The sequence below is a fragment of the Ascidiimonas meishanensis genome, assembly GCF_037782385.1.
GTDB lineage: Bacteria > Bacteroidota > Bacteroidia > Flavobacteriales > Flavobacteriaceae > Ascidiimonas > Ascidiimonas meishanensis.
Genome location: NZ_JBBEXD010000004.1, coordinates 519,170 through 533,532, shown reverse-complemented (window position 1 = coordinate 533,532; position 14,363 = coordinate 519,170). Strand labels below are relative to the sequence as shown.

The window sequence follows — 14,363 nt, the reverse complement described above, 5'->3', positions numbered from 1 at the left end:
TCTATAAGAGAAAGCAATCTTATCAACACAAATAGTAGCATATGAATCAAACACCTCAACATTTACAAAAAGGGATTACCCTTCAAAAGGGGAAGTATACTATTTTGAATAAATTGGGAAGTGGTGGTTTTGGAATAACCTATAAAGCAAGATACCAAAAGAAAGTTTTTCTAGACGAGAAGTTTAGACAAATGGAAGCCGATGTTGAAGTGACCGTAGCCCTAAAAGAACTTTTTATTCAAGGTGGGTGTATAAGAGAGCAAAACACTACATCTGTTGCTTTGCAGGGTCTTGATAACAAAGACTTTCTAGAGTTTAAAGAACGATTTCTTAAAGAAGCTAAAACACTTCAAAAACTAGATGGGGTTCATCAGGTGGTAAATGTGATAGATTATTTTGAGGAGCATAATACGGCCTATATGGTCATGGAGTTTGTAGAAGGAAAAACACTTAAAGAAAAGGTAACCGAAAAAGGGTCTTTAACCGAGCAACAAGCTGTAAAGTATATGCGGCAAATTACAAAAGGACTCCATGAGATTCATAAGCTTCAAATCATACATCGTGATATTAAACCAGATAATATCATTATCAACACAAAAGATGAAGCAGTTCTTATAGATTTTGGTACCGCAAAGGGATTTATTTCAGAAAAGAGTGCTACTCATTCAATGATTTTCACCCCTAACTATGCCTCTCCCGAGCAGTATAGCCAGCGAACAAAGATTGGACCTTACACAGATATTTTTGCATTAGGAGGTACTTTTTATTATTGTCTTACAGGAAATGCACCCAATTCTATTCACGATAGAGAAAAAGGAGAACGCATTAAAATTCCTGGAATATCAATTCCAGTTGAAAATCTGGTGAATAGCATGATGTTTTTAGAGACCACAAAAAGACTTCAGAATGCTAGAACATTACTGGAAGCACTAGATAGTTTACATCTTAAAAGTAATGGAAAGAGTTTTCAAACATACCATCAAACAAAGCAGCCCAAAAAGGATGCTACTTTCTACGAAAGAACAAAAGAATTAGAACAAAATCCGGTTAAAGGAAAAGCGATAAAACAACAAAAACCTAAGGGAAGGAGCTTTTTTAAAGGAATAGGAGCTGAAGTATCGTCTGCACGCTATTTTTTGGCACATCTATTTTTAGTAATAGCTTACTTTGTCTCTTTATTTGGTTCATTTGCTTTCACAAAAACAAACACTGGCGAAATACAGCTATATTCTGGTTGGAAGGTGATACAAAAAATAATTGTAATAGATTTCTATAATATAATACCTTCTTTAGCGCTTCTTGCAAGTTTTCTATTTCCGTTTTGTTTTTTACTACTTTATTCAAAAAGATTTAAAAAAATAATAACCATCATTGCGGTCATATACACATTTTATATTCTGGCTTTACCATTTGTGGTAACCTGGCACAAGGTAGAGTGGGGGGCATTATTGTCTTACATGCTAGTTTTAGGAATTGTTTTACTGTTTTTAGAAAAGATGTTCTCGTCGCTTGCAAAAAGGTTTACGCGCGGATTGATTAGAATGACCCTATTAACAAGTTTTCTATTTATACAAGTACACTTAATTAACCAAACTTCAGATACCTTACAAATAGCATGGTCTGGTATAAGTATTAATGACAACGTTTTTTTACAAAGTTCTTCAAATTCCAATTGGGACGTTCGTTCTATTACTTCCATTCCTAATGAAAATATCATTATCACCTCTGGTAGTTATATTACTCTGTTAGATGCACAAAAAGATTCTGTTAGGTGGAAAAATGAAGTAAGAGGTTCTATGCAGGCCTTTGCAAGCCCTGATAAAAAACAAGTAATTGCTTTGGATAGTGATAATTTGAATGATAAAAAACACACGCTTAAATTCCTAGATATTGCTAACGGTAAATTACTTGATGAAATTAATTTAGGCACTTATTTTATAAGAGCTATGGCACTTAGCACTGCACAAAATAGCATCGCACTTGGAGGTTTTGATAAGCGTATTTCCTTACTGGATATAAAAACGAAAAAAATCATTAAATCCTTCACTACAAAGAACCTTCATAACGTCTTAAGCCTTTCTTTTAATGCTAGTGGCGATACCTTAGTGAGCGGTCATACAAATCTATCTGGGAGCACCTTATATATGTGGGATGTTAAAACTGGGAAGGTTATTAAAGCATTCAACTTAAGCAAAAGTGTGTATGATGTAAAATATAGTCCAGATGGGAAGCTTTTAGCCGCTGCAACCAAAAAGGGCATCTACATCTTTGAGACTAAAACCGGGACGCTTCTAAGAAAACTGGAGGAAGAAGAAATCGGATTCCGTTCCATTGATTTTCATCCTACTAAACCATTATTAGCAAGTGCCGGACAAAAAGGCACGAACGATTTAAATCTTATTCATGTTTGGAACCCTTTAACTGGGAAAGTTATTAGGAGAATTGATAAATCTGGGACTGCGGTATTGTATGCATTGATTTTTAAAAATGAAGAAGAACTTGTTACCAGTAATTATAGAGGTGAAACCACCATATGGCAATTAAATATTTTTAAAAACTAAAAAAAAGATGACGTTTTCTCAATACGGTTATCCATTATAAACCGTATAACTTAAATACTTTTAAAGTGAAAAACAGAACAAGAAATGATACAGGTATGGGAAAACTCAAAATTGATAAAACGTTGATAGTCAATATTATTTATATTTAATTATAATTTATAGCATCTCTAGCAAAACCAACCAGATTATGAAAATTTCACATTACGAATGGGATCCTGAAAAAGATTTAATAGCCGAAGGCGGATTTGCCGAAGTTTTTAGAGCAAAAGATATCAATACGGCCAATCGTTGGGTAGCCCTTAAAATTTATAAAGAGGCGGTATCCAGAGGAACCTCGGGGAGTACCGGACAAAAAAAATACAGTTTAGAACAAGAATTTGCTAAGATAGATGGTCTTTCTCACACACATATTATTTCATATTATGGTTTGGAATATCTGGAACATGTAGATATGATGGGGAGAACCGTAAGCTATCCTGTTCTAGTAATGGAATATGCAGGAGAAGGTACTTTGTCTGATTTGATGGCGAAAGGTTTAGCACCAGAAGATACCAAGCGCATCATCATGGAGATGGTAAGTGCTATTGCCTATTTACATGAGCAAGGAGTAATTCACCGTGATTTAAAACCTGGAAATATCTTGTTCACCAAAGACAGAAATCTACGTTTGGTTTCTAAGGTGACAGATTTTGGTATCAGCAGAGACATCTTGAGTGATAAAACACTAGAACAGTCAATAACAGAAGGAGTAGGAACTTCGCATTATATGGCGCCTGAGCAATTTTTCAAGAAAAAATTTGGCCTCAATGGTGAGATAAGTGCCCGTACAGACTTATGGGCTTTGGGGATTATTCTGTATAAATTACTCACTGGGAAATTTCCATTTGGAGAAGCGCAAAAGGACTATGAGCTAATTCGTGAAGAAATCATTGAAAAGGAATTAGACCTTAATGAACTCCCGGAAGCCTATAAAGAAGTTGTTAATGGATGTCTTCAAAAAGAAGCTTCAAACCGTATAGGTAGCGCTTCAGAATTACTGCAAATGCTTCAAGGTAAAGAAGGGGTTGGAACTGTAGTTCCCACCGCTGTTGCAACAGATGAAAAAACTATTCTGCCTACAGATAGCGCTGCCTATCAAACTGGGAATAATCAAAAGCATGTAAGAGTATCTTCTCCTGAAAAAGGTAAAAAGACAACGTCTAAACTTCCATTAATAGTTGCGCTGTTTTTTGTGATTATTGTTGCGGGTGCAGGAGGTTTCTGGTGGAACAGAAATGCCAATATCAACAAATTATTATCAAATGCTGAGGAGTATTATAAAAAGGGAAATTTTGATGAGGCACATGCAGAATATTTAAAAGCTTCAGAATATGATTCGGGTAAAGCATACTATTTCCTTTCTTTAATGGCACAGCATGGAAGAGGTGTAGAACGTGATTATGAAAAAAGTATCACTTATGCAGACAAAGCTATTGCCGATGGGTATGATATGGCAGCATTCCATTTAGGCTGGATGCATATGTATGGGCAGGGTGTGCCTATAGATAGTATTAAGGCATTAAGCTATTTCAAACAATCGCTAGATCAGATTAAAGAGTTATCAGACACTGGTGAAGCAGAAGCTCAAAACCTTTATGGAATTATGGCTACCAGTGGCTACATTATTGATAAGGATGTTAAAATGGCTTTTGATCTAACTAAAAAAGCAGCATTGAAAGGGCATCCTTCTGCGATAAGTAATCTGGCCTATAAATATGAATATGGTCTAGGAGTAGACAAGAATTGTAAAGAGGCATTAGTCTGGTATGAAAAAGGAGCTGCCATTAAACAAGAACGCAGCATCAATGGTTTAGGACGTCTTTATTATTATGGGTGTGATGAAATTAAAAAAGATATGAGTAAATCTTTTGCATACTATAAAGAAGCGGCAGCAGAAGGTAGTATAGAAGCACAACATATGTTGGGATGGATTTATCAAAACGGATTAGAGGGAGCTACCAAAAAAGATCTGGATGAATCACTTTGGTGGTATAGAAAGGCGGCTGAGAATGATCATATTGCATCCATGAATAATTTAGGAACTATTTATGAAGGGAAAGAAAACTATGCAGAAGCTAAGATTTGGTATACAAAAGCAGCCAATAAAAACAATAAATATGGCGCTTATAATCTGGGAAGTTTAAAGTATTCTGGAAATGGAGAACCTGTAGATAAGGAAGGTTCTTTAAAATGGTTTTTAAAAGCTGCAGAGCAAGACCATAAAGCAGCTCAAGTACAAGCAGGTTATATTTATGGAAATGTATTAACCCCGGCAGACAATAAAAAGTCGGCTTACTGGTACGGTAGATCTGCTCATCTAGGATATGCAACTGGCCAATATAATTATGGGTATATGTTTGAAAATGGATTAGGCAATGAGAAAAACTTAGATAGTGCCTTTCACTGGTATTCAAAATCGGCAGCACAGCGCTATGAATCTGCAGAATATGCCTTGGGACGATTTCATTATTATGGAACTGTCGGTAAGAAGAAATATGATTTGGCAAGATCTTACTTCTTGAAATCTGCCAGTAAAGGGAATGCTTCGGCCCAATTTATGACCGCTTATATGATAGAAAATGGTCTTGGCGGTTCTAAAAGTAATTCTACTGCAAGAATATGGTATCAGAAAGCTGCAGATCAAAATCACGCAAGTGCATTAAATGAATTAGGCAGAATGTATGGTTCAGGTATTGGAGGTCCCAAAAACCAGCGTACTGCGTATACCCTTTTTGTTAAATCTGCAGATAAGAATAATGAGGTAGCCCAATACAATTTAGCCTACTATTATTACTATGGTAAAGGAGTATCAAGAAATCTTTCAAGATCAGAGTTCTGGTATAAAAAGTCTTGTAATAATGGTTATAAAACCGCCTGTCAACAACTTGAAGAAAAATTTTAGACCAGCGCACTATGATAAAATTATTCAAGCCAGCCATTTTACATGAAGTTGGTGGTAGAGAACATAATGAAGATGCCGTGTATCCTTCTAAACCTCAAGAAAATAATAAGATTTTTTTGGTTTGCGATGGTGTAGGGGGTCAAAAAAAAGGAGAGGTAGCCTCTTCACTTATCTGCAAATATTTTCCAGATTACTTTAAACAAAAGGATGCTGCACATATAGGTAATGATTTTTTAGAAGAAGGACTTAGGTATGTAGAAGGACTTTTGCATACTTATATCAATGAGTATCCCGAATGTTCTGGGATGGCAAGTACGCTTACCATTTTACTCCTGCTACCTGATTCCAATAAAGTGGTATTTGGCTGGGTAGGTGATAGTCGTATTTATCATATAAGAGATGGGGCTGTTCTTTATCAAACAAAAGATCATTCAGAAGTACAGAGTTTGATAGATATGGGAGAGATTTCTCAAGAAGAAGCTGCCAGTCACCCAAGAAAGAATGTAATAACACGGGCGGTGAATGGTAGAAGAGAAGCAAGGTTAGATCAAAAAATTATTGAAACTATTGAGCCCAATGATTTTTTTCTATTATGTACAGACGGTATTCTGGAGCATCTTGGAGCAAAAGAAATAAAAGATTGGTTTAAAGAATCAGCAACACCAGAAGCTATTAAAACACTGGTTTATGAGAATGCAAAAGGAAGAACAAAAGATAATTTCTCTATGTACCTTCTCAAGGTAAAAGAGATACAAACATTAGGTTACAAACATAAACTTCAAAGCGTTCTTAAAAAGTTAGGGATATAAAACAGGGATAGATAATTCTGTATGATTTAAAAAACAAGTAGCTTTATAAGGAATTATAATGAGTATGCTAGTTTAGTAATTAATGCACATTTAAAATAAAAAATGAACGATTCAAAGATTCATAATAAACCGCAAATACATTCAGCAATAGAAAATAAGTCTAAGGAGGTTGGCTTTACAATGCCTTCAGATCTTTATATTGGAACTTTGTTAAAGACATTGATGACCTCAAAGCCAAAAGGAAATTTTTTAGAGCTGGGCACGGGTATAGGCTTGTCTTTATCCTGGATGATTGAAGGAATGGATGCAGATTCAAAACTTATTACAGTTGACAATGACCCTAAACTAATTGCGATAGCGGAGCACTATTTTGGAACAGATCGCAGAGTCAAAATTATATGTAAAGATGGCACTGAATGGATAAAAAATTATGCTGGCGATGGTTTTGATTTGATATTTGCCGATGCCTGGCCCGGAAAATACAGTGAACTGGAAGAGGTTTTAGCGCTAGTGAAAATAGGAGGATTATACGTAATTGATGATATGCAAGCGCAAGCTAACTGGCCAGAGGGTCATCAACAGAAAGTAGACCAACTTGTTGTGTATCTAGAAAATAGAGACGACTTTAATTTAACTAAAATGAACTGGTCCACCGGAATTATCATAGCAGCTAAAAAACACGAAACAAAATATCAAATCTAATATAGATCAACGAGCATAAAAAGCGTACAAATTAAATAAATTGGATAAAAAAATAACTCCCGCATATATATTGATTGGAATATTTGCGGTCTTTTTTACATGGATTATTCATGAATTTGCGCACTGGGCAACTAGCGAATTGTATGGTTATAAAACCATTATGGAGCTTAATACAACATCTCTTGCCAACGGTGAGAATCCAACCAAAGGGCAGGAAGCTATAATTTCCGCTGCCGGACCACTAATCACCTTGCTGCAAGCATTCATTGCGTTTCTATGGCTAAAATATCGAAACTGGAATAAATACATATATCCGTTTTTATTTATCACATTTTACATGCGGTTTTTAGCCAGCATCATGAATTTTGTAAGCCTTAATGATGAAGGTAGAATAAGTGTATTTTTAGAAATAGGAACTTTTACGTTACCCATCATTATAAGCACCGTTTTATTTTATCTGGTCTACAGTACATCAAAAAAACATCATATTAATTGGAAATTTCAGCTAGCTACTATTTTCATTGTGATGGTTACGAGTTCGGTTTTGATTTTAGCAGATCAATATCTTTCATTAAGAATATTGTAACCATAAATGGGTTGTACAAAGACGCAGTTGGCATTTTAGTCCCTTACTGTGTTTCATTCGTTTCTAGCATTCCTATCTGTTTAGAAATTACAGCAATGTGTAAACTTTCCATTCCTTCATTAACGTCAGTTCGACGTAAATAAGAATTAAAATCGATTTCGAAATTGTCTTTTTCCGCAGTATAAAAAGGTTTTCTGTTAAGAATTTTCGCAACCTTGGAGAAATGTAAATTCATGAACTCCTTTACAGAAAATAGAACTTAGTGAACTAAAAAGTGTCTTTTCTTTTGGTTTCCCCGCGCCGCCTTGCTGCTTCACTAAAAACAGCTCCTAGCTGTTTTCTTTACGTTCGCCCCTGGACAAGCAAAGAAAATGAACGTAAGTAACCTGAGTTCGATGTAAAAAAAACTACTTTTTTTATGGATTTTTTTCTTTTCCGCAGTGTAGCAGGCCTTTTCCGTTAGAAATTTTTGAAGCCTTGGAAAAAATTTAGGAAAACGAATGCGGTTTTAGCCTTTTGGGCTAAAAACACCTCTGGAAAAGCGCACTTTCTTTTGTTTCGTTTTCTTTGTGCGAGCAAAGAAAATGAAAGTAATCATCTAAAAATAAGATTGTTAGATTAAAATAATTTAAAAATTTTGAAACTATATTTTATGCAGGTTATATTGAATTCACGTTAAGTAACTCATATGCAACAATTTTAATAAATAAAAGACCCTATTTAGGGTTAAAAATAAAACTGAAATTAGATCGAACTCACGTTCATTAAAAATAATAGGCATACTATTTGCCGTTTGGTTAGGAAAAATGGAAGCTTTCTTATCTTTAAGAAACTGTTTTTTAATAACTAAAGAGATGATTAAAAACTTTGTACTACCTGTTATTTTTGGCTTATTGAGTTTAACCCTAGTCGCTCAAGACAACTTTTATGAACAACTATCAAATGCTGCGGTACTGCTTACTCAAGATGAGGTGGTCTACGATGGTTCTTATTTTTCTTTGGCGTATCCAAATGGGGATGTTCCTGCAGGTAAAGGGGTGTGTACAGATGTAGTGATAAGAGCCTATAGAAAACTAGGTATCGATCTGCAAAAAGAAGTTCATGAGGATATGAAAGCTAATTTCGCAGCCTATCCTAAAAATTGGGGATTAAAAACTACAGATAAAAACATAGACCATAGAAGGGTTCCAAACTTGATGAAGTTTTTTGAACGCCATGGCAAAGTACTTCCTATAACTACCAATGCATCAGACTACAAACCAGGTGATATTGTTTCTTGGGATTTGGGGAGAGGTCTTACCCATATTGGAATTGTAGTAGACAGAAAATCAACTAGTAGTAACCAATATTTAATTGTCCATAATATTGGAGCCGGGCAAGTGTTGCAGGATTGCTTATTTGATTTTAAGATTACGGGACATTATACGTATGATAAGTCTTAAAAACATTGTTTTATGTAATTTTGCAAAAAAATAATACTAAATGAGTCTAACAAAGAACAAGATAGCAAGCATTATAGCTGGAGTGTTAGGGTTTGTAATCGCCTTTTTTTCGGTACAATACTTTACATCTTCTTCTAACATAAGTAAGCAAATGCAGGAGGCAGCGGCAGACCTTAATACTAAATTACCCATACAAACAGATGCAGCTTCTCGTTTAGATAGTGTAGCCGCTTTTGAAGATCATACCTACAGCTACTATTATACCTTGATAGATGTAGAAAAGGCAGCTGTAAATATGGATACAGTAAATAAATATGTAAAACCAGAGCTATTAAGAAATGCCAGAACCAATCCAGAGCTCAAGGGTTTTCGAGATCATAAAATTACACTTGATTATATTTATTATGACAAAAATGGAGCATATGTTACCAAAATTACCGTGACTCCTGAAAATTATGAGAACTTCTAAAACTCAAAAGGAGGACATATGCAATAATTAAAAACTACTTTCACTTAATAATTTTTAAAAAGGAGTAATGGTGTTTATTTCCAAAATTTTTGATCCCTAACGCTATAAGCATCTTTTAACACCGCTTCCAGCACCAAATGATCAATTTCTTCTAGACTTTGGTAACGAAGCGAGCGCATAACTTTTCGTCCGGCGGTAGTCATTTTATCTAAATGTTTGGTGAGATGTGCCGCATGCCAAAACCCAAGATCTACATAATCCTTAGTATGGTTTACATAACAAAAGGGTTTGTCTTGCAGGTAGTAAAAAGGAATTTTGTATTTAAATTTTAAAGTTACTTCTGGGATAGTACTTTCTATAACACTTTGAAGATGCATAAGCATGCTTCTATATGGTTCTGGTTTATGATGTATATAATTTTCTGCCGGATTCATAGTATAAATATATAGTTGTCCTATAAAAGAATTTTTTTAATTCATTTTTTAGTAAAGAGCACTAATTGAAAACTAAAAATACTTAATCTATTTTTAGATATTTATGGAAGTTTTAAAACTATTTTCTGATTTTTATCATTAAATAATATGACTCTACCATATTGGAATTGCTTTTTTTCTGTAGTTTTATGCGTACATTATTAATACACTGGATTATGAAAAAAAAGAATATTAAAAAATTAAAGTTGAATAAGGAGTCTATTTCTACTTTGAATCAACAAGAAATGAACAGAATTAAAGGCGCAAGTCTTTATTATTGTGATTCAGAAGGTTTAGGTTGCATGTTAGAAACCAAATGTGGAAATGGATTTTGCACAGGTAGTACAAAACCAAAACCGAATAATTCTCAGGATGATTACTCTTGTCAGTGCACAATTGCTTGATAAAGAGGAAAAATATCAGACTGAAAAACGAGCTGAGCTCGTTTTTTTTGTGTCAAAAAAAAGGGTATACTAGGTTATTTTAGGAGAATCGCGCCATTTTTTTATCAATAGAAACTATATTAGATAGTAATTTAGCTACTATGTTTACAGATTTCACTATTCTTGATATGGTTTTAGTATTGGGCGTAAGTCAAGGGCTCTTTTTGGCCATATCTTTAGTAGTGATACATAAAAGTAATCAGAGTGCCAATAGTGTACTTGCTTTTATCCTTTTAATAGCCGCCATTATGCTTTTTGGTCGCATAGCAGCATTTAGGGTACCTGCTTCTTTGGTTTGGCGGTACGGGATTTTTGCCGATACTATTATTTTTCTTTTTGGTCCTTTTGTCTATTTATATGTACGGAGGCTTGTTTACAAAGAAACGCCAGAATATCGCTTACCACTTTGGCATTATACGCCTGCTGTTTTGCATATAATCTTCTTTCTGGGGTCGCTTACATTTTCACTTGAAGAATTTCAGGTTAAATATGATGAAGGATGGTTAAAAAAGATTTTCTTTATCATTGAAGCGGGAGGTATTCTCTCGTTCTGGATCTATGGATTAGTGCTATTTTCATTCTTAGTCAACTACAAAAAAGACACTAAAAAAGTAGTCTCATTTATGCCACAAATGCTAAACTTTCTGTTTCTTTTTATAGTAGTTTGGCTTTGCATCAATCTTATTTGGATGGGTAGCTTTGTATCTCAACACTTCTTTCAAATAGAAATACCTTTTATAAATTATTCCACACTTTGGATGCTTATTCCCGTACTTATTTATCTGGTAGGTTTCTATAGTTTGCAGCAACCAGCGCTTTTTCGTATTGAAAACTTTCCAAAAGAAAATAAATCAGAGAGAGAACGTCTCAAACCAGAAGAGCGTGCATTGCTGTGCAAGCGTTTGGAATTTTATATGAAGAACGAAAAAATATTTAGGCAGCCCGATCTTACGCTTGCAGCATTGGCAAGAAAGCTAGATACTAGCACTAATAATCTTTCCTGGTTGCTAAACAAGGTCTATAAGTCTAACTTTTATGATTATATCAATGGTTATCGCGTAGCACAATTCGTAGAAGAATTAGAAAAGGGTACGCATGTAAATCACACCTTGCTAGCCATCGCTATGGATGCTGGCTTTAATTCTAAATCTACCTTTAATAAAGTTTTTAAAAGTCTAAAAGGCACCACACCAAGTATGTTTGTTAAGAATTATCGGATACAAAAGGTGTAATGGGGTACCCTAGGTCGATTTTTAATTTCATAATTCCGTATTTGGTGTAAACTTTAATACCATAAATTATGAAAACAACCCAATTACAAAAACCTCAATACTTAAGAACCTTATTATGGATACTTTTGTCTGCTGTATTCACCTCTTGTACAGATAATATTTCTACAGAAAGTATAGAAGAAGAAATCCTTACCCAGTTGCCAGAACCAGAGGTGACAGTAATAACCAAAGCGAATATTCAAGAGTTGAAGATTTCCTTTAATACTGTTTCCAGCTCCCAAATTACCCATTACAAACTCTTTTATGCAACTGAAGCCAGTAAAAACCTAGTTACACAAGAAACTGTTGCCGCTACAGCACCAGAACGGTTCGTGCAAATGAGTGCAAAGGAAGGCATAATGACTATTTCTTTAGACAATGACCTTTTAGATTTTCAAGGAAATAATATGTTAGAAAACACAAGGTATGTAGCCTTTGTAGCAGGGATAGATACGAATGAAAATATCCTAAGCCTCTCCAAAGCCTCTGCTTCTTTTGGAGGTGTGCATTGCCCAAGAAATGTAGTTACAACCTTGGTAAGTGGGATAGCGGGAGACGATGCAGTGTATGTAAATAGAAGGGGTGACATCTTTGTGTCTGAGTTTGGTACCTTTAGCAATACCACAGGTATGGGGTTAGGTACCCGAATTTTTAAGGTAACCCGTAGGGGAGCCGTAAGCATACAGGCAGAAGGCTATATGGCTCCAATGGGCAGTGTGATAGACCGCCGTGGTAACTTTTACTTTCTACATGCCAATGAAGGAATTTCTGGGGAGCTTATTAAAATTGCTCGTGATGGTACTACAACCAGTCTTGGGGAAATTGAAGGATGGCCCGCTGGTTTGGTGATTGACAAAAAAGACCGTATTTACGTATCCAATTTTATACTTCCCGTAGTGCATAGGGTAGCAACAGATGGCACCATTTCTGTGTTTGCAAATGATGCACGTCTTGCCGGATGCGTAGGGATAGATTTAGACAAACAAGGCAATCTTATCACCGCCAATTATCTCAATGCAGATATTCTTAAAATAGATAGGGAAGCCCAAGTATCTTTAATCACTACCATTCCCAATACCATTCCCGGTTTTGGAATTGGATACATGACCGTGTTAGGTGATAATATTTACGCAACAGGTATAGGCACTAATTATATTTATAAAGTAAGTATGGATGGAAGCAGCAAAATTTTTGCAGGCACTGGAAATAACACCACCCAAGATGGGACATTGTTAGAAGCTAGCTTTTCCTTGCCAAATGGCATCGCTGCAGATAAGCGAAGACGTGTTTTATACATCTCGCAATACGGAGAAAAAGCCATACGTAAAATCCAGCTTTAGCACATTTAATCACTAAATGAGTTAACAGTCTACTAGTATTAACCATTTTATCTAGGTACAGCTGCCATAAGGCAGCTGTATGTTTTTAGAATAAGGAGGTATTGGTTTATGCAAAATGTAGTTTTACTGTCTATATATTATTTTGAATAAAGAGTATTTTTATAATAGACAAACACCTAGAATGTGTATAGCTATATGGAATGTTAACAGAGTACACATTAACATTAGATGCTAAAGAAAAAATAAATTTAGAAATCTATAGAAAGGAATATTTTTACAGGTTGTAACGTAAGTTTAATAATTTATTTTTTGTAAGTTTATATCCATTATAAGGTTCATTGAATCAAAAATTAATTTAAGTGGTGTTTTTAATTCAACCTATAGTACCTTAAAATTTATGCTACCAAAATAATAGAATTGCTTTATAGCGATTACTAAATCTATTAAATAAACTGTAGCATGAAATCAATACTTAAAATCTTATTTCTATTTTTCCTTTTTTCCTTTTTTGCATGCTCTAATGATGATGATGCATTGATTATTGATAGTAATCTTCTTAAAATCAAGAATATTGCACATATATCTACAAGAGATACGATTCAGGAAAATTTTTATTACAATGAAGAGGGTTTACTATTAGCCATTGAAAATTTTAGGAGCGGACGTGGTACTATTTTGTTGAAGTATGCCAACGAAAGATTTGCAAAATATGGTTGCATGGATATTACCTACGACTCCTTGGGGCGAATTGAAAAAGAAGAATGTATTTCAAGTTATGAAATGTTGTTAATTAAGAAAAAGGACTACCAATATAACAGCGACGGGAAAATTTCAAATATAAAAGATTTTTTTTCAGAAGAATTCCTTGCCCTTCTTTCTGACGATCAACTTTCGTCTTATAAGCAACAGGAGTACTTTTTATATTGGGAGAATAATAATGTAAAAAAGGTGAAATATTATTTAAATGGAGCTTTCTACTCAGAACATACTTATGAGTATGATAATTCAATAAACTATAAGTCAGGCATTCCTATATCTTTAAAAATAGGTGCTGAGTTAAGCGAGAATAACGTCATTTCAACTAGTACAACATACGCCGATGGAGGTTTAGATCCGTTTTGTTTTACTTGTCCGAGTATTCTGGAATATGATGAGCAAGGGCGTATATTTAAAATAACAGAACCCAATGAGGGATTTGGAGGAGCAGACCCAAGAATAAAGCTAATAACCTATGCCAACTAAATTGTCTTTAGTCAATTTTTTAATTGATTTAAATAAACAGATTTTAATTATTAAAAATAGCATCACCATCTTTAAAAAGTAAGG

The 14,363-nt window shown here is 34.6% G+C and carries 12 protein-coding genes; 11 read left to right on the top strand and 1 reads right to left on the bottom strand.

Annotated features, from left to right (window positions below; translation table 11 throughout):
• Nucleotides 1-41: 41 nt before the first annotated feature.
• The 7 genes from WBG07_RS09950 (at nt 42) to WBG07_RS09920 (ending at nt 9,510) form a co-directional block, all read left to right on the top strand.
• Nucleotides 42-2,561, top strand: a complete 2,520-nt coding sequence (locus WBG07_RS09950) for a protein kinase domain-containing protein (protein WP_340200838.1) — start codon at nt 42-44, stop codon at nt 2,559-2,561.
• 187 nt (nt 2,562-2,748) lie between these two features.
• Nucleotides 2,749-5,502 carry a serine/threonine-protein kinase gene (locus WBG07_RS09945; protein WP_340200836.1) on the top strand — a complete coding sequence of 918 codons (2,754 nt, stop codon included), beginning with the start codon at nt 2,749-2,751 and terminating at the stop codon, nt 5,500-5,502.
• Nucleotides 5,503-5,513: 11 nt separating this feature from the next.
• Nucleotides 5,514-6,311: a PP2C family protein-serine/threonine phosphatase gene (locus WBG07_RS09940; RefSeq protein WP_340200835.1), complete on the top strand. Its 798-nt coding sequence runs from the start codon at nt 5,514-5,516 to the stop codon at nt 6,309-6,311.
• Between the two features lie 102 nt (nt 6,312-6,413).
• Nucleotides 6,414-7,013: an O-methyltransferase gene (locus WBG07_RS09935; protein ID WP_340200834.1), complete on the top strand. Its 600-nt coding sequence runs from the start codon at nt 6,414-6,416 to the stop codon at nt 7,011-7,013.
• Between the two features lie 40 nt (nt 7,014-7,053).
• The gene (locus WBG07_RS09930; protein ID WP_340200832.1) at nt 7,054-7,599 is read left to right on the top strand and encodes a hypothetical protein; all 546 of its coding nucleotides are present in this window, start codon (nt 7,054-7,056) and stop codon (nt 7,597-7,599) included.
• A gap of 854 nt (nt 7,600-8,453) precedes the next feature.
• A complete protein-coding gene (locus WBG07_RS09925) occupies nt 8,454-9,041 on the top strand; it encodes a DUF1287 domain-containing protein (protein ID WP_340200830.1) in 588 nt (195 codons plus the stop codon).
• A gap of 40 nt (nt 9,042-9,081) precedes the next feature.
• Nucleotides 9,082-9,510 (top strand): hypothetical protein, encoded by a 429-nt coding sequence (locus tag WBG07_RS09920; protein ID WP_340200828.1) that lies wholly within the window; start codon nt 9,082-9,084, stop codon nt 9,508-9,510.
• Nucleotides 9,511-9,584: 74 nt separating this feature from the next.
• Here WBG07_RS09920 and WBG07_RS09915 read toward each other — a convergent pair whose 3' ends face one another.
• On the bottom strand, nt 9,585-9,944 hold the full coding sequence (locus WBG07_RS09915) for a DUF1801 domain-containing protein (RefSeq protein WP_340200827.1): 360 nt from the start codon (nt 9,942-9,944) through the stop codon (nt 9,585-9,587).
• Nucleotides 9,945-10,159: 215 nt separating this feature from the next.
• Here WBG07_RS09915 and WBG07_RS09910 point away from each other — a divergent pair, with 215 nt between their 5' ends.
• The 4 genes from WBG07_RS09910 (at nt 10,160) to WBG07_RS09895 (ending at nt 14,279) form a co-directional block, all read left to right on the top strand.
• The gene (locus WBG07_RS09910; RefSeq protein ID WP_340200825.1) at nt 10,160-10,387 is read left to right on the top strand and encodes a class I lanthipeptide; all 228 of its coding nucleotides are present in this window, start codon (nt 10,160-10,162) and stop codon (nt 10,385-10,387) included.
• Nucleotides 10,388-10,527: 140 nt separating this feature from the next.
• Complete coding sequence (locus WBG07_RS09905; protein WP_340200824.1) at nt 10,528-11,658, top strand: helix-turn-helix domain-containing protein; 1,131 nt, start codon at nt 10,528-10,530, stop codon at nt 11,656-11,658.
• Between the two features lie 68 nt (nt 11,659-11,726).
• A complete protein-coding gene (locus WBG07_RS09900) occupies nt 11,727-13,037 on the top strand; it encodes an NHL repeat-containing protein (protein ID WP_340200823.1) in 1,311 nt (436 codons plus the stop codon).
• 459 nt (nt 13,038-13,496) lie between these two features.
• Nucleotides 13,497-14,279: a hypothetical protein gene (locus WBG07_RS09895; RefSeq protein ID WP_340200821.1), complete on the top strand. Its 783-nt coding sequence runs from the start codon at nt 13,497-13,499 to the stop codon at nt 14,277-14,279.
• Nucleotides 14,280-14,363 lie beyond the last annotated feature (84 nt).